At 60.7% G+C, this 23,571-nt stretch carries 24 protein-coding genes; 21 read left to right on the top strand and 3 right to left on the bottom strand.

Annotated elements, in window-relative coordinates:
• Together BM275_RS11495 and murB are read left to right on the top strand one after the other, a co-directional pair.
• Nucleotides 1–465, top strand: a complete 465-nt coding sequence (locus tag BM275_RS11495) for a low molecular weight protein-tyrosine-phosphatase (protein ID WP_023446727.1) — start codon at nt 1–3, stop codon at nt 463–465.
• Nucleotides 462–1,481 (top strand): UDP-N-acetylmuramate dehydrogenase, encoded by a 1,020-nt coding sequence (murB, locus tag BM275_RS11490; protein WP_041014485.1) that lies wholly within the window; start codon nt 462–464, stop codon nt 1,479–1,481. The genes BM275_RS11495 and murB overlap by 4 nt, the downstream gene beginning before the upstream one ends.
• Nucleotides 1,482–1,853: 372 nt before the next feature.
• On the opposite strand, the gene rne is transcribed toward murB, so the two are convergent.
• Nucleotides 1,854–4,988: a ribonuclease E gene (gene rne / locus BM275_RS11485; protein WP_192871754.1), complete on the bottom strand. Its 3,135-nt coding sequence runs from the start codon at nt 4,986–4,988 to the stop codon at nt 1,854–1,856.
• A gap of 558 nt (nt 4,989–5,546) precedes the next feature.
• Between rne and rluC the strand changes: the two genes are divergently transcribed.
• From rluC to sppA, 3 genes are read left to right on the top strand one after another with little or no spacing between them, the layout of a single operon-like run.
• A complete protein-coding gene (gene rluC / locus BM275_RS11480; RefSeq protein WP_041014483.1) occupies nt 5,547–6,500 on the top strand; it encodes a 23S rRNA pseudouridine(955/2504/2580) synthase RluC in 954 nt (317 codons plus the stop codon).
• Nucleotides 6,493–7,179, top strand: coding sequence for an HAD-IA family hydrolase (locus BM275_RS11475; RefSeq protein ID WP_023446723.1), 687 nt, complete (start codon nt 6,493–6,495; stop codon nt 7,177–7,179). The genes rluC and BM275_RS11475 overlap by 8 nt, the downstream gene beginning before the upstream one ends.
• Nucleotides 7,169–8,152, top strand: coding sequence for a signal peptide peptidase SppA (gene sppA / locus BM275_RS11470; RefSeq protein ID WP_041014482.1), 984 nt, complete (start codon nt 7,169–7,171; stop codon nt 8,150–8,152). The genes BM275_RS11475 and sppA overlap by 11 nt, the downstream gene beginning before the upstream one ends.
• Nucleotides 8,153–8,166: 14 nt before the next feature.
• Here sppA and BM275_RS11465 read toward each other — a convergent pair whose 3' ends face one another.
• Nucleotides 8,167–8,745, bottom strand: a complete 579-nt coding sequence (locus tag BM275_RS11465; protein ID WP_023446721.1) for a Maf family protein — start codon at nt 8,743–8,745, stop codon at nt 8,167–8,169.
• A 103-nt stretch (nt 8,746–8,848) separates the two neighbouring features.
• Here BM275_RS11465 and BM275_RS11460 point away from each other — a divergent pair, with 103 nt between their 5' ends.
• The 14 genes from BM275_RS11460 (at nt 8,849) to BM275_RS11395 (ending at nt 20,545) form a co-directional block, all read left to right on the top strand.
• A complete protein-coding gene (locus BM275_RS11460) occupies nt 8,849–9,376 on the top strand; it encodes a YceD family protein (RefSeq protein WP_045665735.1) in 528 nt (175 codons plus the stop codon).
• Between the two features lie 12 nt (nt 9,377–9,388).
• Nucleotides 9,389–9,571 (top strand): 50S ribosomal protein L32, encoded by a 183-nt coding sequence (rpmF, locus tag BM275_RS11455; protein WP_003293518.1) that lies wholly within the window; start codon nt 9,389–9,391, stop codon nt 9,569–9,571.
• A 3-nt stretch (nt 9,572–9,574) separates the two neighbouring features.
• Nucleotides 9,575–10,645, top strand: a complete 1,071-nt coding sequence (gene plsX / locus BM275_RS11450; protein ID WP_090521260.1) for a phosphate acyltransferase PlsX — start codon at nt 9,575–9,577, stop codon at nt 10,643–10,645.
• 62 nt (nt 10,646–10,707) lie between these two features.
• Nucleotides 10,708–11,646, top strand: a complete 939-nt coding sequence (gene fabD / locus BM275_RS11445) for an ACP S-malonyltransferase (RefSeq protein WP_041014481.1) — start codon at nt 10,708–10,710, stop codon at nt 11,644–11,646.
• A 14-nt stretch (nt 11,647–11,660) separates the two neighbouring features.
• Nucleotides 11,661–12,404, top strand: coding sequence for a 3-oxoacyl-ACP reductase FabG (fabG, locus tag BM275_RS11440; RefSeq protein ID WP_023446717.1), 744 nt, complete (start codon nt 11,661–11,663; stop codon nt 12,402–12,404).
• Between the two features lie 194 nt (nt 12,405–12,598).
• Nucleotides 12,599–12,835 (top strand): acyl carrier protein, encoded by a 237-nt coding sequence (gene acpP / locus BM275_RS11435; RefSeq protein ID WP_003283670.1) that lies wholly within the window; start codon nt 12,599–12,601, stop codon nt 12,833–12,835.
• Between the two features lie 173 nt (nt 12,836–13,008).
• Nucleotides 13,009–14,253: a beta-ketoacyl-ACP synthase II gene (fabF, locus tag BM275_RS11430; RefSeq protein WP_031298320.1), complete on the top strand. Its 1,245-nt coding sequence runs from the start codon at nt 13,009–13,011 to the stop codon at nt 14,251–14,253.
• Nucleotides 14,254–14,255: 2 nt separating this feature from the next.
• The gene (gene pabC / locus BM275_RS11425) at nt 14,256–15,071 is read left to right on the top strand and encodes an aminodeoxychorismate lyase (protein WP_090521258.1); all 816 of its coding nucleotides are present in this window, start codon (nt 14,256–14,258) and stop codon (nt 15,069–15,071) included.
• On the top strand, nt 15,068–16,138 hold the full coding sequence (gene mltG, locus BM275_RS11420) for an endolytic transglycosylase MltG (protein WP_090521256.1): 1,071 nt from the start codon (nt 15,068–15,070) through the stop codon (nt 16,136–16,138). The genes pabC and mltG overlap by 4 nt, the downstream gene beginning before the upstream one ends.
• On the top strand, nt 16,135–16,767 hold the full coding sequence (tmk, locus tag BM275_RS11415; protein WP_041014478.1) for a dTMP kinase: 633 nt from the start codon (nt 16,135–16,137) through the stop codon (nt 16,765–16,767). The genes mltG and tmk overlap by 4 nt, the downstream gene beginning before the upstream one ends.
• Entirely contained in the window at nt 16,760–17,746 is a 987-nt protein-coding gene (locus BM275_RS11410; RefSeq protein WP_014820889.1) for a DNA polymerase III subunit delta', read from the top strand. The genes tmk and BM275_RS11410 overlap by 8 nt, the downstream gene beginning before the upstream one ends.
• Nucleotides 17,747–17,777: 31 nt before the next feature.
• On the top strand, nt 17,778–18,134 hold the full coding sequence (locus tag BM275_RS11405) for a PilZ domain-containing protein (protein ID WP_003283656.1): 357 nt from the start codon (nt 17,778–17,780) through the stop codon (nt 18,132–18,134).
• Between the two features lie 119 nt (nt 18,135–18,253).
• Nucleotides 18,254–19,039 (top strand): TatD family hydrolase, encoded by a 786-nt coding sequence (locus BM275_RS11400; protein WP_090521254.1) that lies wholly within the window; start codon nt 18,254–18,256, stop codon nt 19,037–19,039.
• A gap of 108 nt (nt 19,040–19,147) precedes the next feature.
• The gene (locus BM275_RS11395) at nt 19,148–20,545 is read left to right on the top strand and encodes an amino acid permease (RefSeq protein ID WP_090521251.1); all 1,398 of its coding nucleotides are present in this window, start codon (nt 19,148–19,150) and stop codon (nt 20,543–20,545) included.
• A 204-nt stretch (nt 20,546–20,749) separates the two neighbouring features.
• On the opposite strand, the gene BM275_RS11390 is transcribed toward BM275_RS11395, so the two are convergent.
• On the bottom strand, nt 20,750–21,883 hold the full coding sequence (locus BM275_RS11390; protein WP_090521248.1) for an aminotransferase class V-fold PLP-dependent enzyme: 1,134 nt from the start codon (nt 21,881–21,883) through the stop codon (nt 20,750–20,752).
• A gap of 75 nt (nt 21,884–21,958) precedes the next feature.
• Here BM275_RS11390 and BM275_RS11385 point away from each other — a divergent pair, with 75 nt between their 5' ends.
• Both BM275_RS11385 and BM275_RS11380 read left to right on the top strand, forming a co-directional pair.
• Nucleotides 21,959–22,579, top strand: coding sequence for a TetR/AcrR family transcriptional regulator (locus BM275_RS11385; protein WP_003299617.1), 621 nt, complete (start codon nt 21,959–21,961; stop codon nt 22,577–22,579).
• A 38-nt stretch (nt 22,580–22,617) separates the two neighbouring features.
• Nucleotides 22,618–23,514, top strand: a complete 897-nt coding sequence (locus tag BM275_RS11380) for a radical SAM protein (protein ID WP_090521246.1) — start codon at nt 22,618–22,620, stop codon at nt 23,512–23,514.
• The last annotated feature ends 57 nt before the right edge of the window (nt 23,515–23,571 follow it).

Below are 23,571 nucleotides of genomic sequence, written 5' to 3'. Positions count from 1 at the left end.
ATGAGAATCCTGTTCGTCTGCATGGGTAACATCTGCCGCTCGCCCACCGCCGAAGGCGTGTTTCGCCAGCGCGTCGAGCAGGCTGGGCTCGGCAGTCGGATCGAGATCGATTCTGCTGGGACCGGCGATTGGCATGTAGGCAAGGCTCCGGACTCGCGTGCTTGCGCCGCGGCCGGCAAACGCGGCTATCGGCTGACAGCGCTGCGCGCGCGCCAGGTGCAGCCGGAGGACTTCCTGCGTTTCGACCTTATTCTGGCGATGGATCACGACAACCTGGCTCGACTGGAGGCCTTGCGCCCCGAAGCGAGCAGGGCGGAGCTTGATCTGTTGCTACGCCGCTACGACCTGGCGCGTGGCGTGGTGCCAGACCCTTACTACGGCGAGACAGATGGCTTCGAGGAAGTACTGGATCTCCTCGAGGAGGCCTGTGATGCGCTGCTCGTGGAATTGAAGGGACGACTGTGAGCCTGACCCTCGAATCAAACCGATCACTCAAGGCATTCAACACGTTCGCTGTCGATCAGCGTGCGCGCTACTTCGCGGCCGCTCATAACGATGAGGATGTTCGTGACGCGCTCGCCCAGGCGCGTCGGCTCGACGTTCCGCTGCTGCCGATCGGTGGAGGCAGCAACTTGCTGCTGACTCGTGACGTGCCGGCGCTTGTCCTGCATATGGCCAGCCGTGGCAAACGCATCATCGATGAGTCTGCCGAGCAGGTTCTGGTCGAGGCCGAGGCAGGCGAGCCCTGGCACCCATTCGTGCTCTGGACGCTGGATCAAGGCTTGGCGGGCCTCGAGAATCTGAGCCTGATACCAGGTACCGTTGGTGCATCACCAATCCAGAACATCGGTGCCTACGGTGTCGAGATCAAGGACGTATTTGCAGGACTCACTGCACTGGATAGTGAAACTGGGATCCTCCGTGAGTTCAGCCAGGACGACTGCGCATTCGGTTATCGCGACAGTCTGTTCAAACAGCAGCCAGGGCGTTTTCTGATTCTGCGAGTGCGTTTCGCGTTGCGTCGCCAGGCAGCGCTGCATCTTGAGTATGGGCCGATCCGCCAGCGTTTGGCGGAGCAGGGGATTACCGTACCTTCCGCGCAGGATGTGAGCCGAGCTGTTTGTGCCATCCGCAGTGAAAAGCTGCCGGATCCACAGCAGCTGGGCAATGCTGGGAGTTTCTTCAAGAATCCGCTGGTGCCGGCTGCCGCTGCTCAGACGCTGCGCGACCGTTACCCCGAGCTGGTCGGTTATCCGCAAGCCGACGGTCAAGTGAAACTGGCGGCTGGCTGGCTGATCGAGAAGGCTGGCTGGAAGGGATTTCGTGACGGCGACGCAGGGGTTCATCGGCTGCAGGCGTTGGTGCTGGTCAATCATGGCCTGGCCACGGGGGTGCAGCTGCTGGACCTGGCGCGACGTATCCAGGTCGATGTGCTGGAGCGCTTCGGCGTCAGCCTTGAGATCGAGCCAAATGTGCTCTGACTACGACTCGTACGGCCAGCTCTGGCTGCGTTAAAGCCAGGCCGTGCGGTGGTGTAGATATCTGGTTCCGGTCGCTTGAGTTGTACTGATCTCGCACTTCGGTTCGCCTAGCGCGGCAACCAAGCAGAACCTGCGATGTGCGTCGGATGTAAGCGAGCTCAATTTCGACCTGCAGCCGGTCCGGCTTCTCAAGCTTGCAGTGACGGCTTTTTCGGGGAGAGATGGGGCAGTGAATAGCCTTGCTGACTGCGCCGCACCCCTTCTGCCATGAGCGTTCTCTCGATGAATAAGACGAAGGTGTAAACCTTATTCAGGACGGGACAATGCAAAAAAAAGGGATGCCGAAGCATCCCTTTTTTAGGCCAGCGGTGTTTAGCCTTGCGGCTTCTCACGGTTATCTGGCTGGTCACCTTCTGCAGCTTGTTCCGACTCCTGGGGTGATGGCTGAACCACTTCCTCAGTTGTCGGTGCTTCTGGCTTCTGCTCGTCTACTTCAGCGGTCGACACCTGTGCTTGTTCGGCGGGCTCGTCAGCCTCGGCGAGCGGCTGCTCGTGGAGGGTGGTGACTGGCTCGGCGAACTGCTCAGGCTGGGCGTCGGCAGGCACCGGTTCCGCAACTTGTTCAACTTGCGCTTCGACGACTGGCTCGCTGGCGACGATCTCCGGGCTGGCCAGAGGTTGCTCCGCTGCGGCCTTGGCGTCGGCTTCTGCCGCTTCCTTGGCCAGACGCTCGGCTTCACGCTGACGGCGACGGACCTCGCGCGGATCATTAGGCGCGCGTCCGCTAGGCGTCAGCACTGGCGCCAGGGTCGGTGCGACTTCGACTTTCTCGACCACCGGCTCCGGGGCAGGCTGTGGGGTGTCGTTGGCTTGGACGACCTGTGGTGCTTCGCTCGGCGCAACTTCGGCAGCGTGTGTCGATGTCTCGTCTGCAGCTTCGATAGCTATCGACTGCTCGGCCACAGTGCGCTGCTCGTCCGTACTTTCCACGCTTGGCGCATGCTCGACAATCGTCGCTACACCATCGGTGCTGGTTTGAATCACGGCGTCATCAGCGAGCTTGGCCTGTGGAGCCGCTTCGGTGTCGGCGGTGTTCGCGGCCAGGGCGGCGGCTGTTGCTGCGACGGCGATTTCCTCGGTTTTCACCGGGGCGTTGCTCTCGTCGACCTCGTCGATTTCGTTACCGTTGGCGTCACGCTGACGCTCACGGCGATTGCTGCGACGACGCTGGCCGCGGGAGCGGCGGCGTGGGCGGTCGCCGTCGTTGCCTTCGCTGCCCTCGTTGGAGTCTTGGGCGTCCTCGGCTTCGTTCGCATCCTCGGTTTGCTGCAGCAGCTCATCGGCGGCTACCGGGGCTTGCCGTTCGGCGCGCGGCTTGCGCTCTTCGCGCGGGGCGCGTGGTTGCCGCTCGGGCTGCTCTTCTTCTGCTGCTACAGCGATCGGAGCTTCGTCGATTGGTGCTCGCAGTTCGCGCTTACGCTCCTCGCGGGGCTTGCGGTCCTCGCGTGGGGCTCGCTCGCGGCGCGGCTGGCTTTCGGCAACTTCGGCCTGTTCACGGGGTTTGCGTTCCTCGCGTGGTGGGCGCGGCTGGCGCTCTTCGCGGGGCTGACGCTCCTCGCGAGCTTGGCGCTCCTCACGGGGCTGGCGTTCTTCGCGCGGCTTGCGCTCCTCATCACGGCCACCGCGCGAATCGCGGCGACGGTTCTGCTGGCGTCCGCTGCGGCGCTCGTCATTGCGCTGCGGGCGCGGCGAGGCGGGCTTCTTCTCGACTTCGGCTGTGGCCTGCGGTTCTTTCGTCTCGCCTGCGAACAGTCCGACCAGGGATTTGATCAGGCCCTTGAACAGACTTGGTTCCTGCACCGGCGCGGCAACGGGTGTTTCGGCTGGCGCTGCGGCGGCTGCCGCCGGTGCGGTGCGCTGCGGTGCGGTCTTGACCGCCGCTTCCTGACGAACCAGGGTGCGTGTGGAGCTGACCGGCTGAGCTTCTTCGGCCTCGGTCGGGCTCATTTCGTAGCTGGCTTGGCCTGCCATGATTTCTGGGCTGTCGTCACGCAGTCGCTGAACTTCGAAGTGCGGCGTTTCCAGGTGATCGTCCGGCAGGATGAAGATGCGCGCACGGGTGCGCAGCTCGATCTTGGTGATCGCGTTGCGTTTCTCGTTGAGCAGGAATGCTGCTACCTGGAACGGCACGCGGGCGCGAACCTCGGCGGTGCGGTCCTTGAGGGCTTCTTCTTCGATCAGGCGCAGAATCGCCAGCGACAGCGATTCGACGTCACGAATGATGCCTTGGCCGTTGCAGCGTGGGCAGACGATGCCGCTGGTCTCGCCCAGAGAGGGGCGCAGACGCTGGCGGGACATTTCCAGCAAACCGAAGCGCGAGATACGGCCGACCTGGATACGTGCACGGTCGGCTTCCAGTGCTTCGCGCATCTTCTCCTCGACTGCGCGCTGGTTCTTGGCCGGGGTCATGTCGATGAAGTCGATGACGATTAGTCCGCCGATGTCGCGCAAACGCAGTTGGCGGGCGATTTCCTCGGCCGCCTCCAGGTTGGTCTGCAGGGCGGTTTCTTCGATGTCGCCACCCTTGGTGGCGCGAGCCGAGTTGATGTCGATGGATACCAGTGCTTCGGTCGGATCGATGACGATGGAGCCGCCGGAAGGCAGTTTTACTTCACGCTGGAAGGCCGTCTCGATCTGGCTTTCGATCTGGAAGCGGTTGAACAGCGGTACGGAATCTTCGTACAGCTTGATCTTGCTGGCGTACTGCGGCATCACCTGCTGGATGAAGCTCAATGCCTCGTCCTGTGCTTCGACACTGTCGATCAGCACTTCGCCGATGTCCTGGCGCAGGTAGTCGCGGATGGCGCGGATGATGACGTTGGATTCCTGATAGATCAGAAATGACGCGGGGCGATCCTGGGACGCATCCTTGACTGCGGTCCAGAGCTGCAACAGATAGTCGAGGTCGCACTGCAGCTCTTCGCTGGAGCGGCCCAGGCCTGCCGTGCGGACGATCAGACCCATGTCAGCGGGGATATCGAGACCGTTCAGGGCTTCACGCAATTCATTGCGTTCTTCACCTTCGATGCGGCGCGAAATGCCACCAGCACGCGGATTGTTCGGCATCAGGACCAGATAACGGCCGGCCAGACTGATGAAGGTGGTCAGTGCAGCGCCTTTGTTGCCGCGCTCTTCTTTTTCGACCTGAACGATGACTTCCTGGCCTTCGCGCAGGACGTCCTTGATGTTCACGCGGCCTTCAGGCGACTTGCTGAAGTATTCGCGAGAAATTTCCTTGAGGGGGAGGAAGCCATGGCGCTCGGCGCCGAAGTCGACGAAAGCAGCTTCGAGACTGGGCTCGACGCGAGTGATCTTGCCCTTGTAGATGTTGGCTTTCTTCTGCTCGCGGGCACCTGATTCGATGTCCAGATCGAACAGACGTTGGCCGTCGACCAGTGCGACACGCAACTCTTCGGGCTGAGTTGCGTTAATTAGCATTCTTTTCATGTAGTACCGTCGGTTTCCGTGGCATCCGGAAACGGCGTTCGGCACACACGACTCTCGCGGTCGGTGTCAGGTGAGTCAGGAATGGTTGTAAAGCACTCCAGTGTCCAGCGATGTGCGGCCAAATGGGCCGGCGTCGCGACGACGTCTCCTGCTTGCTGTCGGAACAGAAGCAATGGTTCGGGAGGAGGAATCAGGCATCGGTAGCGGACGGAATGAAGCGTCTGTGAAAGCCTTTGCTACGCAATCCGATGCTGTGCATCTCCACCCAACACGCATACTTTGAAAATCGGGTGCCGCTCGCAGAATCCGGGGAGCGGGTTGTCGATTATCGCGATTCCCATAGGGGGCACGCATCATGTCTTCAAGGCTTGTTTCGCAACTTCTCCGCTACTTGAGGGAAGCTCCGTCGGACGGCCTCACGTCCTAGAACATTTTTTTTGCCGGTCTGGGTTGGCGGTATCGCTGGCATCCCTGGACCTGACCGCTTTTGGCGGCGTTCGCGACTATAACAGCAATGTTTAAGTGCTTCAATTCCATGAAAATTGATATGATGCCGCGATGACCAATACCCCCTCCCAGACCTCCGGTGTGCAAATACTCGAGGTCGCGCCGGAACTTGCCGGCCAGCGCATTGATAACTTTCTCCGCAACCAGCTCAAAGGCGTGCCCAAGACGTTGATCTACCGCATCTTGCGCAAGGGCGAGGTGCGTGTGAACAAAGGGCGCATCAAGCCTGAGTACAAGTTGCAAGCCGGTGATCTGGTGCGCGTGCCGCCGCTGCGCCTGGCCGAGCGCGACGAGCCTGAGCCGCTTGCTCAAGGGCTGTTGGAAAGGCTGGAAAAGGCCATCGTGCACGAGGACAAGGCGCTCATCGTACTGAATAAACCGGCCGGCATAGCTGTGCATGGTGGTAGCGGGCTCAGCTACGGGGTGATCGAGGCTTTGCGGCAGCTGCGCCCTGATGCCAAGGAGCTTGAATTGGTGCATCGACTGGATCGCGATACCTCCGGTCTGCTGATGGTCGCCAAGAAGCGCAGCATGTTGCGCCATCTGCATCAGGCGTTGCGCGGTGACGGTGTAGACAAGCGTTATATGGCTCTGGTGCGTGGTCGCTGGGAAACCTCGAAGAAGCAGGTCAATGCGCCGTTGCTGAAGAACACGTTGCGCTCTGGTGAGCGAATGGTCGAGGTGACCGAGGACGGCAAGGAAGCGCTGACATTGTTTCGCGTGCTTCGTCGCTTCGGTGACTTCGCAACGCTAGTGGAGGCCAAGCCAGTTACCGGTCGCACGCACCAGATTCGTGTGCACGCGCGCCATGCCGGGCACAGCATCGCCGGCGACAGCAAGTACGGTGATGAGGAGTTCACTCGCGAGATTCGCGAACTAGGCGGCAAGCGATTGTTCCTGCATGCATACGCGCTGAAGGTTCCGCTGTCTGATGGCGGTGAGTTATCCCTGGAGGCGCCCGTCGACGAAATGTGGGCGCGAACGCTGGAGCGTCTCGGTGAGTGAGTACCGGGTTCTGATATTTGATTGGGATGGCACGCTGGTCGACTCGATCGGGCGTATTGTCGAGTCGATACATGTTGCGGCGCAAAATTGTGGTTTGCCGCAGGTCGATGATGCCTCGGTCAAAGGCATCATCGGGTTGGCCTTGCCGGAAGCGATTGGCGTGTTGTATCCGGATCAGGCGGATGTCGCGCTGATCGAGGATTTTCGTCACTGCTATAGCGAGTATTATCTGTCCCTGGAGACCCAGCCTTCGGCTCTTTATCCGGGAGTCGCCAAGGCGCTATCCGAGTTCCGTGACGCCGGGTATATGCTCGCTGTCGCGACTGGAAAGGGGCGTCGCGGCCTTGATCGCGTTTTGGCTGGGCAGGGGTGGGAGGACTTCTTCGATATCACCCGTTGTTCGGACGAGACGGCAAGCAAGCCCGATCCACTGATGATCCACCAGATTCTTTCTCACTGCGGTGCTCGTCCGGAGCAGGCGCTGATGGTCGGTGATTCGGTGTTTGACCTGCAGATGGCTCATCGCGCGGGTGTGGATGGCGTAGCTGTCGCTTATGGCGCACAACCACTGCACATCCTGCAACAGTGCAAGCCGCGCACTGCGATCAATCATTTTTCGGAGCTTGGTGATTGGCTGCGCTCCTTGGCGGTTTCTGAGGTGAATGCAAATGTCGGATGAGTGGAAGGCTCCGGTAGACGAGTCCAAGGGTGATCGTAATAGCTGGAAGCTGCTGGAGAAGACGCTGCTTGCAGGGGTTCAGGAGCAGCGGCGCGCTAGGCGCTGGGGTATCTTCTTCAAGTTATTGACCTTCATTTACCTGTTCGGCGCGCTGGTACTGTTTTCCCCGGCGCTGCAGTTTGGTTCCAGCAAGGGCGCGGAGGGTAGTCATACGGCGGTCATCAATGTGCGCGGCATGATCGCGGATGAAGAGCCTGCCAGCGCCGATAACGTCGTCGGTGCCTTGCGGGCGGCCTTCGAGGACGCCAATACCAAGGGTGTGGTGCTGCGAATCAACAGCCCGGGGGGCAGTCCGGTGCAGTCGGGCTATATATATGACGAAATCCGGCGTTTGCGCGGCGAATATCCGGCCATCAAGGTTTATGCGGTGATTACCGATCTGGGGGCGTCGGGTGCGTACTACATCGCTAGCGCTGCGGACGAGATTTATGCTGACAAGTCCAGTCTGGTGGGGTCGATCGGTGTAACCGCGGCCACCTTTGGCTTCGTTGATACCATGGAAAAGCTCGGCGTCGAGCGGCGTGTCTATACGGCGGGTGAGCACAAGGCTTTTCTGGATCCGTTCCAGCCGGAAAAACCTGAGGAGACCCAGTTCTGGCGAGGCGTGCTGGCTACCACCCATCAGCAGTTCATCGACAGCGTCAAGCGTGGTCGCGGCGATCGCCTTCAGGAGGAGCAGCATCCGGAGTTGTTCTCAGGTCTGATCTGGTCTGGGGAGCAGGCATTGGAGCTCGGGCTGATCGATGGTTTGGGAAGTACGGCGCATGTGGCGCGCGAGGTGATTGGTGAGCCCGAGCTGGTGGACTTCACTGTCAAAGAGTCGCCGCTGGATCGTTTTACCAAGAAACTTGGTGCTGGCGTCGCCGAACGCTTGGCTGTTCTGGTTGGGGTGCAGGGGCCGGTGTTGCGATAGCAGCCGGCTCGCGCTCACGGAACGTCGTAGCCTGCGTTCAGTAGCATGTCCACCAGGCGGATGAGCGGAAGGCCTACCAGGCTGGTGACGTCCTCGCCTTCGGTGGCGCGGAAAAGACTGATGCCTAGTCCTTCGGCTTTGAAACTGCCCGCGCAATCGTAGGGCTTTTCGATTCTCAGATAGCGCTCGATTCGGGCTTCATCTAGTTCTCTGAAGTGTACGGTGAACGGTATGCAGTCGGCCTGAATTCTGCCTGTCGCGCTGTCGAGGAGCGCCAGTCCGGTCAGAAATCGGACGCTGTTGCCGCTGGCGGATTGCAGTTGCTGTTTTGCCCGCTCGAACGTGTGCGGTTTGCCGATAATCTTCGAGTCCAATACTGCAGCCTGATCGGAGCCGATAATCAGGTGATTCGGATACCGCTCGGCAAGCGCTCTGGCCTTCTGTTCGGCGAGTCGGTTTACGAGTTGTTCGGCGCTTTCTCCGGGTAGATGGGTTTCATCGATATCCGGGGCGCAGCTTTCGAACGGCAGCCCCAGCCGGGAGAGCAATTCCTGTCGATAGGGTGAGCTGGATGCAAGCAGCAGGCGGCGCATGATTCCTCCTTTATATATAGGTGCGAGATTGTATGCGTTGCGTCGTGAAGCTGGGCGGAATTCCTTTGACAGGCTGCGGGCGCGTCCCTAGAATGCCGCGCTTATGTTGAAAGGACCGATACCACCGCACGTTGATCCGCGCAAGCTCGCCGACCGAGCGGCCACCCTAGCCGGTGAGCTGCAATTGTCGCAGCTGAAGCGGCTCGCCGATCCTCTTGAGGATGATCAGGGTGTGGTGCGCGCCAGTTTTGCCTTTGGGCGCGACGAGCAGCGTACTGCGGTTATCCGTAGTCAGCTCGACGTTGAAGTCAAAATGATTTGCCAGCGTTGTCTGGAGCCGGTTGTTCTGCCGATTCACAGCGAGTGCGATTACGCGGTTGTGAATGAAGGGGCGAGCAGCCAGCACCTGCCCAAAGGGTATGACGTGCTGGAAGTGGGAGAGGATCCTCTGGATCTGCTGGCGCTGGTCGAAGACGAGCTGTTGCTCGCTCTGCCGATTGTTCCACTCCATGACCCTGAAATTTGCCAGCCGCCGGTTGGGCCAGATGAGCCCTCACCGAGTGAGGACGAGGTAACGCGGTCCAACCCGTTCAGCGTACTGGCGCAGTTAAAGCGTGACCCAAACGTTTAGGAGTTGATCCAAATGGCTGTTCAGCAGAACAAAAAATCCCGTTCCGCCCGTGACATGCGTCGTTCCCATGACGCTCTCGAGCCGAACGCTCTGTCCGTGGAAAAGAGCACCGGTGAAGTTCACCTGCGTCACCACGTGTCCCCGGACGGTTTCTACCGTGGTCGCAAGGTGATCGACAAGGGCGCTGACGAGTAATCCTTGTCCGCTCCGGTCATCGCGATCGATGCAATGGGTGGGGACTTCGGTCCCCACTGCATTGTTCCGGCCAGTCTGTCCTGTCTGGCTGAAAGCCCCTCGCTGCATCTGGTCCTTGTCGGCCAATCTTCCCTTCTCGAACAGCTTGTCGCCCAGCATCCTGGGGTCGATCGTTCGCGCCTGAAAATCGTCGATGCGCCTGAAATCATTGGTATGGCTGAACGCCCGGCTCAGGCTTTGCGTGGCAAGCCACGCTCTTCCATGCGTATTGCCCTCGAGCAGGTTCGCGACGGTAAGGCTAATGCTTGTGTAAGCGCCGGTAACACCGGCGCGCTGATGGCATTGGCGCGCCAGGTTCTGAGAACGCTGCCAGGTATCGATCGGCCGGCGATGGTGACAGCGCTCCCTACGCAGGCTGACCCATGCCTGCTGCTGGACCTGGGCGCAAATGTCGATTGCCCGCCCGAGCAGCTTTTCCAGTTTGCTGTCATGGGGGTTGTGGCGGCCGAATCGCTGGGGCGACAGCAGCCTAGGGTCGCGCTGCTGAATGTCGGTACCGAAGAGATCAAGGGCAATCAGCAGGTCAAGCAAGCCGCGCTGCTGTTGCAGCAGGCCGCTGATCTCAACTATCAGGGCTTCATCGAGGGGGATGGGCTGTATCGCGGTGAAGCCGACGTGGTCGTATGCGATGGCTTTGTCGGCAACATATTGCTCAAATCCAGCGAGGGCTTGGCTGGGATGCTGGTCGCCAGAGTCGAGGCGCTTTTCAAACGTTCGCTTGGCGCGCGCATTGTCGGTGCTGTCGTATTGCCGTTGTTGCGCCGTCTGCGGGCGGATCTCAATCCGGCTCAGTACAACGGTGCGAGCTTTCTCGGGCTGCAGGGAATTGTCGTCAAGAGTCATGGTAGTGCCGGCGCGGACGGCTTCAAAGCAGCGATCCGGCGCGCGGCGCAGGATGTCGAGCATGATCTCCCTGGGCAACTGAGGAGCAGGCTGGGGCATTTTCTGCGGCCGCCTCATCCGTACGATGATGTGGATGATGTGACCGCAGGTGGTGGCCAGCCATCCAACTGAAATTCGCGACGCCGGTCCCTGGCGTATTCTTCAGACGAACAGAACCACAAGAGAGTCGTTTCATGTCCGCATCACTTGCTTTCGTCTTTCCCGGTCAGGGGTCTCAGTCCCTTGGCATGCTGGCCGAGCTGGGTGCCCAGCAAAGCGTGGTCGTCGATACTTTTGCCGAGGCATCTTCGGCGCTCGGGTACGACCTTTGGGCGTTGACCCAGACCGGTCCGGAAGAACAGCTGAATCAGACCGACAAGACCCAGCCGGCGATTCTTGCCGCCTCCATCGCAATCTGGCGTTTGTGGCAGACAGAAGGCGGCGCGCAGCCCGCATTCGTTGCCGGACACAGCCTTGGTGAGTACTCCGCTCTGGTGGCGGCGGGCAGCCTGCCGTTCGCTGACGCCATCAAGCTGGTTGAATTGCGCGGTCAATTGATGCAGCAGGCAGTGCCGGCCGGGCAGGGCGGCATGGCCGCCATTCTCGGGCTGGAAGATGCCGATGTATTGGCCGCCTGTGCCGAGGCCGCGCAAGGTGAGGTGGTCAGTGCGGTCAACTTCAACGCTCCGGGTCAGGTGGTTATTGCCGGCAGTGCGGCGGCGGTAGAGCGCGCGATCGAAGTGTGCAAGGCCAAAGGTGCCAAGCGTGCGATGCCTTTGCCGGTGAGTGTCCCCTCTCACTGCGATCTGATGCGCCCGGCTGCCGAACGCTTCGCTTCCTCGGTGGAGTCGATCGAATGGCAAGCGCCGCAGATTCCGTTGGTGCAGAACGTCAGCGCAGCAGTCGTCGCGGATCTGGAAGTGCTCAAGCGTGATCTGCTGGCACAGCTCTACAGTCCGGTGCGCTGGGTCGAGTCCATGGTTGCTCTGGGAGACCGTGGCGTCACCTCGCTGGTCGAGTGCGGCCCCGGCAAGGTTCTGTCGGGCCTCAACAAACGCTGCGTCAAGGGCGTCAGCACCTACAATCTGGATACCCCCGAGGCCTTCGCGGCCGCTCGTGCCGCATTGGCTTGAACAAGGAGAATGCTATGAATCTGCAAGGTAAGGTGGCGTTGGTTACCGGCGCGAGCCGCGGTATTGGCCAGGCCATTGCCCTTGAGTTGGGCCGCCAGGGCGCGATCGTAATTGGTACTGCGACCACGCCAAACGGCGCCGAGCGCATCGCCGAGACACTGAAGGAAAACGGTATCGAAGGCGCTGGGCTGGTGCTCGATGTTGGCAACGATGAATCTGTCAGCAGCACTCTTGAGCACATTCAGCAGCATCTCGGACAGCCGGCAATTCTGGTCAACAATGCCGGTATTACCCGCGATAACTTGATGCTGCGCATGAAGGATGATGAGTGGCATGACGTCATCAACACCAACCTGAATAGCCTGTATCGCCTTTCCAAGGCCGTGCTGCGTGGTATGACCAAGGCTCGCTGGGGTCGAATCATCAATATCGGTTCGGTGGTTGGTGCCATGGGCAACGCCGGACAGGTAAACTACGCGGCAGCCAAGGCCGGTCTGGAGGGTTTCAGCCGTGCATTGGCTCGTGAGGTCGGTTCTCGTGGTATCACGGTGAATTCCGTGGCGCCTGGTTTCATCGATACCGACATGACTCGCGAGTTGCCGGAAGCCCAGCGTGATGCGCTCGTGGGGCAGATTCCCCTGGGACGTCTCGGTCAGGCCGAAGAAATTGCAAAGGTCGTTGCGTTTCTCGCTTCGGACGGCGCTGCCTACGTCACCGGTGCTACCGTTCCGGTGAATGGCGGCATGTACATGAGCTGAGTGTGACGCCCTACGCAGGAGGACAGTCTTAGAGGCTGTCTTCAAATTAGCTATAAAACCGCAGCTGGTTTATAGACAGAAGGTTGAAGGCGGCGTCATGCTTGCCTGCTTCCAGCTTGAAATGCGGAAAACGCTTTCTATACACTACCGCGCAAACCAGCTGCCTGATTTTTCCATAGGAGTGAAAACAAGGTATGAGCACCATCGAAGAACGCGTCAAGAAAATCGTTGCCGAGCAACTTGGCGTTAAAGAAGAGGAAGTAACCAACAGCGCTTCCTTCGTCGAAGACCTGGGTGCCGACTCTCTTGACACCGTTGAGCTGGTGATGGCTCTGGAAGAGGAATTCGAGACCGAGATCCCGGACGAGCAAGCTGAGAAGATCACCACCGTTCAGGAAGCCATCGATTACATCAACGCGCACGCGCAGTAAGTTGTAATCTGCTTCAGAAACAGGAACAGCCGCACTGCCTTTGAACGAGGTAGTGCGGCTTTTCTTTGAGAGGGATTCATCCAGGTCGCGGGGGCTCCATTGCACCCAACCGGGGATGGTTCCTGTCTTGGCGGGAACCGAGCCAAGTACGTTTAGGTATAGGAGTAATCGCTGTGTCGCGTAGACGCGTCGTAGTCACCGGGATGGGCATGCTATCGCCACTGGGTAACGATGTGCCAAGCAGCTGGCAGGGAATTCTCGCCGGCCGCAGTGGTATCGGCCTGATCGAGCACATGGATCTTTCTGCCTATTCCACTCGTTTTGGCGGGTCGATCAAAAGCTTCGATGTCGAGCAGTATCTGCCGGCAAAAGAGGCACGCAAGCTCGACCTCTTCATTCAGTACGGCCTTGCCGCGAGTTTCCAGGCGGTGCGTGATTCCGGGCTGGAGGTCACTGATGCCAATCGGGAGCGCATCGGTGTCGCGATGGGGTCCGGTATCGGCGGCCTGACCAATATCGAAAACAGCTGCAAGGCACTTATCGAGCAAGGCCCGCGGCGTATATCTCCCTTCTTCGTGCCGGGCTCCATCATCAACATGGTGTCTGGTTTCCTGTCGATCCATCTGGGATTGCAGGGCCCCAACTATGCGATCGCTACCGCCTGTACCACGGGCACCCACTGCATTGGCATGGCCGCCCGTAATATCGCCTATGGCGAGGCGGATGTCATGGTGGCCGGCGGGTCCGAGATGGCTGCCAGTGGGCTTGGTATCGGAGGCTTTGCGGCAGCACGCGCACTGTCCACCCGCAACGATGACCCGGCGGCTGCGAGCCGGCCGTGGGACAAGGGGCGCGACGGTTTCGTCCTCTCCGATGGTGCCGGTGCGCTGGTGCTGGAGGAGCTGGAGCATGCCAAGGCCCGGGGGGCGCACATCTACGCCGAACTGATCGGTTTCGGCATGAGCGCCGATGCGTACCACATGACCTCGCCGCCCGACGACGGCGCCGGTGCTGCGCGCTGCATCCGCAATGCGCTGAAGGACTCCCAGTTGAATGTCGATCAGGTGCATTACATCAATGCACACGGCACCTCGACTCCCGCAGGTGACAAGGCCGAGGCTGCTGCTATTCGCAGCGTATTTGGTGATCACGCCTATGAGCTGTCGGTCAGTTCGACCAAATCCATGGTCGGCCACCTGCTGGGTGCTGCCGGTGCGGTGGAAGCGATCTTCAGTGTTCTGGCTATTCGTGATCAGGTCGCGCCGCCGACCATCAATCTGCATGAGCCGGATGAAGGCTGCGACCTCGATTTCGTTCCGCACGAGGCCAAGCCCCGACCGATCGAAGTGGCGGTGTCCAACTCGTTCGGTTTTGGCGGAACCAACGGTTCGCTGGTATTCCGCCGGTTCGCCGAGTGACATTGAGCTGGCTGAACGGGGAGCCCTGTGATGGGCTGCCCATTCATGATCGAGGACTGGCCTACGGCGATGGGCTGTTCGAGACTATTCGCGTCGCAGGTGGCCAGGCGCGGTTGGTCGAACGTCATCTGCAGCGGCTGCAAGATGGGTGTGAGCGCCTCGCCATTCCCATTGATGCAAATCTGCTGCGCAATGAGCTGATGCGCTTCTGCCGGGCACTGGGGCAGGGCGTCGCCAAGCTCATCGTCACGCGTGGCGCCGGACAGCGTGGTTATGCAACGCCACAGCCGTGTCAGCCGCAGCGTCTGCTGTTAGGCTCGTTCTCTCCAGCTTATCCGCCACAGCATGCTGAAACCGGCATCAGGCTGTTTCCGTGCGAGACCCGGCTTGCCGAGCAACCGCGACTCGCCGGCATCAAGCATCTGAATCGCCTGGAACAGGTGTTGGCGCGTGCCGAGTGGCATGATCCGGTCTACGCGGAAGGGTTGATGCGCGATATGTCCGGCCGGGTGGTGGAGGGCGTTTTCAGCAATCTGTTCATCGTGAAAGCCGGCAAACTGCGTACCGCGCCGCTGACTCGTTGCGGAGTCGCTGGGGTCATGCGTGCGGAGATCATTGCGCGCGCAGCACAGCACGGGCTCCCGGTCGTGATCGACGACATCAGCTATGCCGAGCTTGTGCAGGCCGATGAGGTATTCCTCTGCAACAGCCTTTACGGCATCTGGCCCGTGACAGCTTTGGCCGAGTGCGTCTGGCCCGTCGGTCCGCTGACCCGTAAACTGCAGTCCGTTGTCGCCGACCTGTTGAGTGATTCGTGATCCGTAAAATTCTTGTTCTGCTGCTGACAGTGTTGCTGTTGGCGGCGATTGCGCTCGGGCTGTTCACCTGGAAACAGCATGCTGCGCTCGAGCAGCCTCTGGCCGTTACCGACGAGGCCCTGCTGCTCGACGTGCGTCCGGGCGATACGCCCAGTGGCGTGCTTCAGCGGTTGGAGGCCGAAGGCGTACTGGAGGATGCCTTCTGGTTGCGTTTGTATTGGCGTTTGAACCTGTCCGGGCAGAGCTTGCACACCGGCGAGTATCGCCTGACCCCCACTATGACGGCGCGGGACATGATCGGGCTTTGGCAGCGTGGCGAAGTGGTGCAATACAGCCTGACCCTGGTCGAGGGCTGGAACTTCCGCCAGCTGCGTAGCGCCCTGCAGAATCAGCCCAAGCTGGAGCAAACCCTGGATGGCTTGACTGATGCCGAAATCATGTCGCGCATAGGTGCGTCGGGCCAGCACCCGGAAGGACGCTTCTTCCCAGATACCTATCGTTTCACCCGCGGCACATCCGATGCAGACCTCTTGCGCCGTGCCTACGCCCGGCTGGAGCAGGTCCTCGAGGAGGAGTGGCAGCAGCGTGCCAGGGAGCTACCGTACAAGGACGCTTATCAGGCGCTGATCATGGCCTCGATCATCGAAAAGGAAACCGGCGTGCCCGGCGAGCGTGGAGAGATTGCCGGCGTCTTTGTGCGCAGGCTGGCGCGGGGCATGCTGCTGCAGACCGACCCAACCGTTATCTACGGCATGGGTGAGAAGTACAAGGGCCGGATCACCCGCGCCGATCTGCGCACGCCGACACCCTACAATACCTACACCAATGCCGGCCTGCCGCCGACCCCGATCGCGATGGTCGGGCGCGAGGCGATCCACGCCGCGCTGCATCCGGCGGATGGCACCAGTCTCTACTTCGTCGCCCGTGGCGATGGCAGCCATGTTTTCAGCGATACGCTCAATCAGCACAACCGTGCGGTGCGCGAGTATCAGCTCAAGCGCCGTGCCGACTACCGCTCCAGCCCGCCGCCACGGCAGGCACCGGCGGACAACGGAAACGTACAATGAAAGGACTCTTCGTGACCCTCGAAGGCCCTGAAGGGGCCGGCAAGAGCACCAATCGTGAATATCTCGCCGAGCGCCTGCGCGCATGTGGCGTGGATGTCGTGCTGACCCGTGAGCCCGGTGGGACGCCGCTGGCCGAGCGTATCCGCGAGCTGCTTCTCACCCCGGCCGACGAGCCGATGGCGGTGGATACCGAGTTGCTGCTGGTCTTCGCCGCACGTGCTCAGCATCTCGCGCAGGTCATACGCCCGGCACTGGAGCGCGGGGCGGTGGTGCTCTGCGATCGTTTCACCGATGCCACCTATGCCTATCAGGGCGGGGGTCGAGGGCTCTCTATCGAGCGGATCGCCCAGCTGGAAGCCTTCGTGCAGGGTGAGCTGCGACCTGATCTGACCTTGATCTTCGACCTGCCGGTCGAGGTGGGGCTGGCCCGTGCTGCGGCGCGCGGTCGTCTGGATCGCTTCGAACAGGAAGGCCTCCGCTTTTTCGAATCGGTACGGCGCGCCTATCTGGAGCGCGCCAAGGCTGCGCCGTCGCGCTATCGAATCATCGATGCAGGGCAGCCATTGAATGTCGTGCAGCAGGATGTACAGGCCCTGATTCCCGACCTGATGGGGCGCCTCGATGGCTGACGTCCTCCCCTGGCAGGCGGAGCTCTGGCGGCAGCTGGCAGGTCGTACGCAGCATGCTCACGCTTACCTGCTGCACGGTCCGGGCGGCATCGGCAAGCGGCAGCTCGCCGAGCAATTGATGGCGTTGCTGCTTTGCCAGCGGCCCGTGAACGCCACGGCCTGTGGTGAATGCAAGGCTTGTCAGCTGTTGGCTGCACATACGCACCCGGACCATTACATACTCGAGCCGGAAGAGGTCGACAAGGCCATACGGGTCGACCAGGTACGTGATCTGGTCGGCTTCGTCACCCAGACTGCGCAGCTGGGTGGGCGCAAGGTGATACTGCTGGAGCCCGCCGAGGCGATGAATCTCAATGCGGCCAACGCATTGCTCAAGAGCCTCGAGGAGCCCTCCGGCGATACGGTACTGTTGCTCATCAGCCACCAGCCGAGCCGCCTGTTGCCGACCATCAAGAGCCGTTGCGTGCAGCAGGCCTGCCCTCTGCCGGGACGGCAACAGAGTCTCGACTGGCTGGCTGGACAGCTCCCCGAGCTGGCAGCGGAGCTGCGTGAGCAGCTACTGACACTGGCGGCGGGGTCACCTCTGGCCGCCTTGAAGTTGCATGAGCAGAAAGTACTGGACTTGCGCGCGCAGGTTGTCGACAGCGTGAAGAAGCTGCTCAAGCAGCAACAGTCACCCAGTCAGCTGGCTGAGGGCTGGAATGCGCTGCCGCTGATCCTACTGTTCGACTGGTTTTGCGAGTGGACGCATCTGATCCTGCGGTATCAGATGGCCGGTGATGATGCTGAGCTCGGTGCAGCCGATATGCAGAAGGTGTTGCAGTACCTTGCGCAGAAGTCAGCGCAACACAAAGTGATGGCGCTGCAGGACTGGCTGCTCGAACATCGGCAAAAAGTGCTAGGCAAAGCCAACCTCAACCGTGTGTTGCTTCTCGAAGCGCTGCTGGTGCAGTGGGCAACGCTGCCCGGCGCGGGCTAGAATCGACTGGAATTTTCGTTAGGAACACCGCATGAGCCTGCCAGCAAATCTTGGTCCGCGTAATGGCATCCTGTCCCTGACCATCAAGGACAAGTCGGTGCTCTATGCCGCGTTCATGCCCTTCATCAAGCATGGAGGTCTGTTCATCCCGACCAACAAGAGCTACAAGCTTGGCGACGAAGTGTTCATGCTGCTCAACCTGATGGACGAGCCGGAAAAGATTCCCGTTGCCGGCAAGGTCGTCTGGATCACCCCAAAGGGTGCCCAGGGCAGTCGCGCTGCGGGAATTGGCGTGCAGTTCAACGAAGGCGACAGTACCGCACGCAACAAGATCGAAACCTATCTGGCCGGTGCGCTCAAATCCGACCGCCCGACCCACACGATGTAACGCTCTGAGTCACTGAACGTCATCCCTCGCCAGACGGCAGGGTGTTCGTTGGCCTTTCCTGACAACCGGCCATTTGCTCTACAATCGCCCCTTTTTCGCGATAGCAAGTAGTGCATTTCATGCTGGTAGATTCCCACTGTCACCTTGACCGACTCGACCTGACCGCACATGACGGTTCACTGGATGCCGCGTTGGACGCTGCGCGCTCGCGCGGTGTCGGGCATTTCCTCTGCATCGGCGTTAGCGCCGACAACGCAGCGGCGGTCAGATCGCTGTCCGAGCGCTATGCCGACGTGGATTGCTCGATCGGTGTTCATCCTCTGGATCTCGAGCCGACGAGCCAGCCGGTGCTGGACTGGTTGCTTGGCGAGCTCCAGCACCCGCATGTGGTTGCCATTGGTGAAACCGGTCTGGATTACCACTACGAGCCCGAAGCTGCGCAGATGCAGCAGCAGTCCTTCCGGCTGCATCTTGAAGCAGCCAGGCTGACCGGCAAACCGGTCATCGTGCACACCCGAGCTGCCCGCGCCGATACGCTGGATCTGCTGCGTGAGGCGGCGCTGCCGCAGGCAGGTGTATTGCATTGCTTTACCGAGGACTGGGACATGGCCAAGGCTGCGCTTGATCTCGGTTTCTATATCTCGCTGTCGGGGATCGTCACGTTCCGCAATGCCGATGCGCTGCGCGATGTGGCCCGCAGAGTGCCGGCTGATCGCTTGCTGGTCGAAACCGATTCGCCGTATCTGGCGCCGGTTCCCCACCGTGGCAAAGCCAACCTGCCGCAGTATGTGCGGGAGGTCGCCGAGTTTGTTGCGGAGTTGCGTGGCGTTCCGCTCGAGGCGCTGGCTGAGCAAACCACTGCCAACTTCAAGACACTGTTCCCGCTGGCCAGGGTGCGCAGCTGACGTCGCCGTCGCGCAGGATTGATGCGTTCCAGCACGTCCGGTGCGCTGCCATCTTTCTCGCCGACACGAGCGGCGCTTTTCTTGCCCTGAAGATCCACAAGGTGGCGTATGACCGCTGAAACGCTGCACACTGGACCGCTCCAGCGCGGTCTGAAGAATCGCCATATCCAGCTGATCGCCCTGGGCGGAGCGATTGGAACGGGACTGTTCCTGGGCTCGGCCGGAGTTCTGAGAAGTGCCGGCCCGTCGATGATCCTGGGTTATGCGATCGGTGGCTTCATCGCTTTTCTGATCATGCGCCAGCTGGGGGAGATGATTGTCGAGGAGCCGGTCGCAGGGTCGTTCAGCCATTTCGCACACAAATATGGCGGCGGTTATGCGGGGTTCCTTTCCGGCTGGAACTACTGGGTGCTGTACGTCCTGGTGGGCATGGCCGAGCTGACGGCGGTCGGCAAGTACGTGCAGTTCTGGTGGCCTGATATTCCCGCCTGGGCCACAGCCGCTGCGTTCTTCGTGCTGATCAATCTGATCAATCTCAGCAACGTCAAGGCTTTCGGTGAGGCCGAGTTCTGGTTTGCCATCGTCAAGGTCGCCGCCATCGTCGGCATGATCCTGCTCGGGCTTTTCCTGCTGGTCAGTGGCGAGGGGGGCGAGCAGGCAAGCATCAGCAACCTGTGGACGCACGGTGGCTTCTTCCCCAACGGCTTCAGCGGCATGCTGCTGGCGCTGGCGATCATCATGTTCTCCTTCGGTGGACTGGAACTGGTCGGCATCACGGCGGCAGAAGCGGCGGAGCCAAAAACCGTGATTCCCAAGGCGATCAATCAGGTCGTCTATCGCATTCTGATCTTCTACATAGGCGCGCTGACGGTGCTGCTGGCGCTGTATCCCTGGGACGCGCTGTTGCAGACGCTGGGCTCCGCGGGCGACCCCTACAGCGGCAGCCCCTTCGTGCAGATATTTTCGCTGATCGGCAGCGATACGGCGGCGCATCTGCTGAACTTCGTCGTGCTGACGGCTGCGCTTTCGGTCTACAACAGCGGCGTGTATTGCAACAGCCGCATGCTGTACGGCCTGGCAGAGCAGGGCGATGCGCCGCGCAGCCTGATGAAGATCAATGCCCGGGGTGTCCCGGTGCTAGCGGTGGGCGTGTCGGCCCTGGTAACCCTGCTCTGCGTGGCGGTGAACTACCTGTTTCCGCAGGGCGCGCTCGAACTGCTGATGTCCCTTGCGGTGGCTGCGCTGGTAATCAACTGGGCGATGATCAGCCTTGCGCACCTGAAATTTCGTCGCGCCATGCAGCGCCAGGGCGTTGAGCCGAGCTTCAAGGCGTTCTGGTTCCCGCTGAGCAATTACCTGTGCCTGGCCTTCGTCAGCGGGATCCTGGTCATCATGCTGTGGCTACCCGGCATCCGCATGTCGGTGTTCGCGATTCCGGTCTGGGTCGGGTTTCTCTGGCTGTGCTACCGGCTGCGGACTCGTTTGCTGGCGCAGCCCCAGACCTGAGAGCAAAAAAAACCCGGTTTCCAGGGAAGCCGGGCCAAGACCATTAGGAGTATGAAATCGCAATCCTAGCGACCTCATCTGGCTGGGCAGTGGGGGGATTGCCCGGCCAGTTACTCAAGTATTAACGCTGCTCCGCGGGTTTGCCGGCGGATTTCGCTGATTTTTAAACGCATTTGGAATACATGTCTCGCTGGCTGATCGCCTTCAGTGCGCAGCCAGGTCATGCAAAACGCCTAGCGTTTCGTCTATGACGTGCTCCGCCGTGTAGAAATGTGGCGAGAAGCGGATGCCGCCGCCGCGTTGTGCACACACCACCTGTTCAGTCTTGAGTCGCTCGAACAGAGCGGCATTGGGCCAGCCGTCGAGGCGGAACGTGACGATGCCGGAGCGTCTCTCCGCTTGGCCTGGCGAGAGGGTTTCTACTCCTTTCAGCTTGCTGATCCCGTGAGTCAGCCATTCGATTCGCTCGTCCAGCGATCTGGCGACTTGCTCCATCCCCACTTCCTCCAGCAGCGACAGGCTGGCTTCGAGTGCCATTGCCCCCAGCATGTTCGGGCTGCCGCACTCGAACCGCCTGGCACTGCGTGCGGGCTCCCAGTCGCTACGGTCGTAGTCGCCGGCGTGCTCCAGCATGTGCCAGCCGTACTCGTGCAGTTTCAGTTGCTCGCGTAGGTCGTTGCGACAATAGAAAACACCGAGTCCTTCCGGGCCGAGCATCCACTTGTGACCATCCGCCATGGCGAAGGCGCAACGGTTCTGCTGGACATCGAAGGGCAGGGCGCCCAATTGCTGGATTGCATCGATGCACAGAAGCACGCCGCGTTGCTCGCAGCCTTCGCCCAGGCGCGGAAGATCCAACCGCATGCCGCTCGCATATTGCACGGCGCTGATCGACATCAGGCGTACCCGAAGACCACACGCTGCAAGGAGGTCAGCCTCGGGATCGACACCCTTGAGACTGACCTGAATGACTTCCACGCCGAGCGGCCGCAATGCCTCCCAGACCACCCGATTGGACGGAAACTCCTCGTCGCTGATCACGATCTGATCACCGCTTTTCCAGTCCAGCCCGAAGGCGACGAATGAGAGCGCTTCGGAGGTGTTCTTGACCAGCGCCACATCGGCACTGCTCGGCGCGTTGAGCAGTCGCGTCAGGCGTTGGCGCAGGCTGCCTTCCACCGTGAGCCATTCGGGGTAGTCTCGCGCGCCCAAGGTTGCATTCTGCTCGGCAAAGGCGCTCACAGCCCGAGCGGCCCGCCTGGGCCAGGGAGCGACGGCAGCATGGTTCAGATATCGCAAACCGACTATTTGCGGGAATTCGTCATTTATTTGAATCATGGTTGGATGTCCCGTGCATTTCATGACCGGTTAGGCATAATGGCTGCCTCGTTTTTCACCTCAAGCAGCCTTCCTATGCAGAATGAACCTCGTAAGGTCCGCGAATTTCGTCGCCGCGAACAGGAAATCCTCGATACCGCGTTGCAGCTTTTTCTCGACCAGGGAGAGGACAGCGTTACTGTCGAGATGATTGCCGATGCGGTCGGTATCGGCAAAGGCACGATCTACAAGCACTTCAAGTCCAAGGCCGAAATCTACCTGCGGCTGATGCTGGACTACGAGCGCGACCTGAACCAGATCCTCCACTCTCCCGACCTGGACCGCGACAAGGAAGCGCTTTCGCGCGCCTACTTCGAGTTCCGCATGCGCGACCCGCAGCGCTATCGGCTGTTCGACCGCCTCGAGGAGAAAGTGGTCAAGGGCAATCAGGTGCCGGAAATGGTCGAGCAGCTGCACAGCATCCGCGCCTCCAACTTCGAACATCTGACCCAGTTGATCAAAGGCCGTATCGCCGAAGGCAAGCTGGAAGACGTGCCACCGTACTTCCACTATTGCGCCGCCTGGGCGCTGGTGCATGGTGCGGTGGCGCTGTACCACTCGCCGTTCTGGAGCAACGTGCTGGAAGATCAGGACGGCTTCTTCCAGTTCCTTATGGATATCGGCGTACGCATGGGCAACAAGCGCAAGCGTGACTGAATCGGCGGCAGCGTGAAGATCGAACAGGCGTGGACGCAATGAACGTGAGCGAGTTTCCCATCCGCTATATCGAGCCGGTATTTCGGCCGCCCAGCGAGGCGCATTCGCTGATCCTGCCGGTAACCAATGGTTGTTCCTGGAACAGCTGTACCTTCTGTGAGATGTATACCGCGCCGCAGAAGAAGTTTCGTGCTCGCGATGAGGCGGAGGTTCTCGACGAGATCCGTCGTTGCGGCGAGCAGTTGATCGTGCAGCGTGTATTCCTCGCCGATGGTGACGCCTTGGTGTTGCCGACCCACCGGCTGTTGAGAATCCTTGAACAGATCCGCCAGTGCCTGCCCGAAGTTCAACGTGTCTCGAGCTATTGCCTGCCACGCAACCTGCGCAAGAAGTCGGTTGCCGAGCTGCAGGAACTGGCGGATGCGGGGCTCGGCATGGCCTATGTCGGCGCCGAGTCCGGCGACGATGAGGTGCTGGCGCTGGTCAACAAGGGTGAGACCTACGAATCGACGCTCAGCGCGCTGGATAAGCTGGGGGCGGCGGGCATCGCACGCTCGGTGATGATTCTCAACGGGCTTGGCGGTCGCCAACTGAGTCGCCAGCACGCACGCAATTCGGCGCGGCTGATGAATGCAGCGCAGCCCGAGTTTCTGTCCACGCTGGTGGTCAGTTTTCCGCAGGGTGAAACGCGTTTTCGGCAAACCTTCGAGGATTTCGAGCCGTTGGTGCCGGCCGATCTGTTTCGCGAGCTGGAGTGGTTGCTGGAGGATCTGCAGCTGACCGATACGGTTTTTCGCAGCGATCACGCGTCCAATTATCTGGTGCTCAAGGGCATTTTGGGTGCCGATAAGCCGGGCCTGCTGCGTCGGGTACGTGAGGCCATCGAAGACCCGCGTAACGCTCCGTTGCGTCAGGAGTGGCAGCGAGGGCTCTAGCCGCCTCGTTCGAGCAGGGAGTCGAGAGCTTCCAGCTGAACCGGCTCGCCTCGGAAG

Origin of the sequence: Stutzerimonas kunmingensis (assembly GCF_900114065.1) — a bacterium.
GTDB lineage: Bacteria > Pseudomonadota > Gammaproteobacteria > Pseudomonadales > Pseudomonadaceae > Stutzerimonas > Stutzerimonas kunmingensis.
The sequence above is the reverse complement of the archived record's forward strand: the minus strand, read 5'-3'. Positions and strand labels throughout refer to the sequence as shown.

What these genes read in the sequence shown, in the direction of transcription:
- BM275_RS11495 (WP_023446727.1), top strand. Translation starts at nt 1, where the DNA reads ATGAGAATCCTGTTCGTCTGCATGGGTAACATCTGCCGCTCGCCCACC.
- rluC (WP_041014483.1), top strand. Translation starts at nt 5,547, where the DNA reads ATGACCAATACCCCCTCCCAGACCTCCGGTGTGCAAATACTCGAGGTC.
- BM275_RS11405 (WP_003283656.1), top strand. Translation starts at nt 17,778, where the DNA reads ATGAGCCTGCCAGCAAATCTTGGTCCGCGTAATGGCATCCTGTCCCTG.
- fabG (WP_023446717.1), top strand. Translation starts at nt 11,661, where the DNA reads ATGAATCTGCAAGGTAAGGTGGCGTTGGTTACCGGCGCGAGCCGCGGT.
- BM275_RS11390 (WP_090521248.1), bottom strand. Translation starts at nt 21,883, where the DNA reads ATGATTCAAATAAATGACGAATTCCCGCAAATAGTCGGTTTGCGATAT.
- rne (WP_192871754.1), bottom strand. Translation starts at nt 4,988, where the DNA reads ATGAAAAGAATGCTAATTAACGCAACTCAGCCCGAAGAGTTGCGTGTC.
- BM275_RS11385 (WP_003299617.1), top strand. Translation starts at nt 21,959, where the DNA reads ATGCAGAATGAACCTCGTAAGGTCCGCGAATTTCGTCGCCGCGAACAG.
- sppA (WP_041014482.1), top strand. Translation starts at nt 7,169, where the DNA reads ATGTCGGATGAGTGGAAGGCTCCGGTAGACGAGTCCAAGGGTGATCGT.
- BM275_RS11380 (WP_090521246.1), top strand. Translation starts at nt 22,618, where the DNA reads ATGAACGTGAGCGAGTTTCCCATCCGCTATATCGAGCCGGTATTTCGG.
- fabD (WP_041014481.1), top strand. Translation starts at nt 10,708, where the DNA reads ATGTCCGCATCACTTGCTTTCGTCTTTCCCGGTCAGGGGTCTCAGTCC.
- tmk (WP_041014478.1), top strand. Translation starts at nt 16,135, where the DNA reads ATGAAAGGACTCTTCGTGACCCTCGAAGGCCCTGAAGGGGCCGGCAAG.
- rpmF (WP_003293518.1), top strand. Translation starts at nt 9,389, where the DNA reads ATGGCTGTTCAGCAGAACAAAAAATCCCGTTCCGCCCGTGACATGCGT.
- BM275_RS11400 (WP_090521254.1), top strand. Translation starts at nt 18,254, where the DNA reads ATGCTGGTAGATTCCCACTGTCACCTTGACCGACTCGACCTGACCGCA.
- BM275_RS11460 (WP_045665735.1), top strand. Translation starts at nt 8,849, where the DNA reads ATGTTGAAAGGACCGATACCACCGCACGTTGATCCGCGCAAGCTCGCC.
- BM275_RS11395 (WP_090521251.1), top strand. Translation starts at nt 19,148, where the DNA reads ATGACCGCTGAAACGCTGCACACTGGACCGCTCCAGCGCGGTCTGAAG.
- acpP (WP_003283670.1), top strand. Translation starts at nt 12,599, where the DNA reads ATGAGCACCATCGAAGAACGCGTCAAGAAAATCGTTGCCGAGCAACTT.
- BM275_RS11410 (WP_014820889.1), top strand. Translation starts at nt 16,760, where the DNA reads ATGGCTGACGTCCTCCCCTGGCAGGCGGAGCTCTGGCGGCAGCTGGCA.
- BM275_RS11465 (WP_023446721.1), bottom strand. Translation starts at nt 8,745, where the DNA reads ATGCGCCGCCTGCTGCTTGCATCCAGCTCACCCTATCGACAGGAATTG.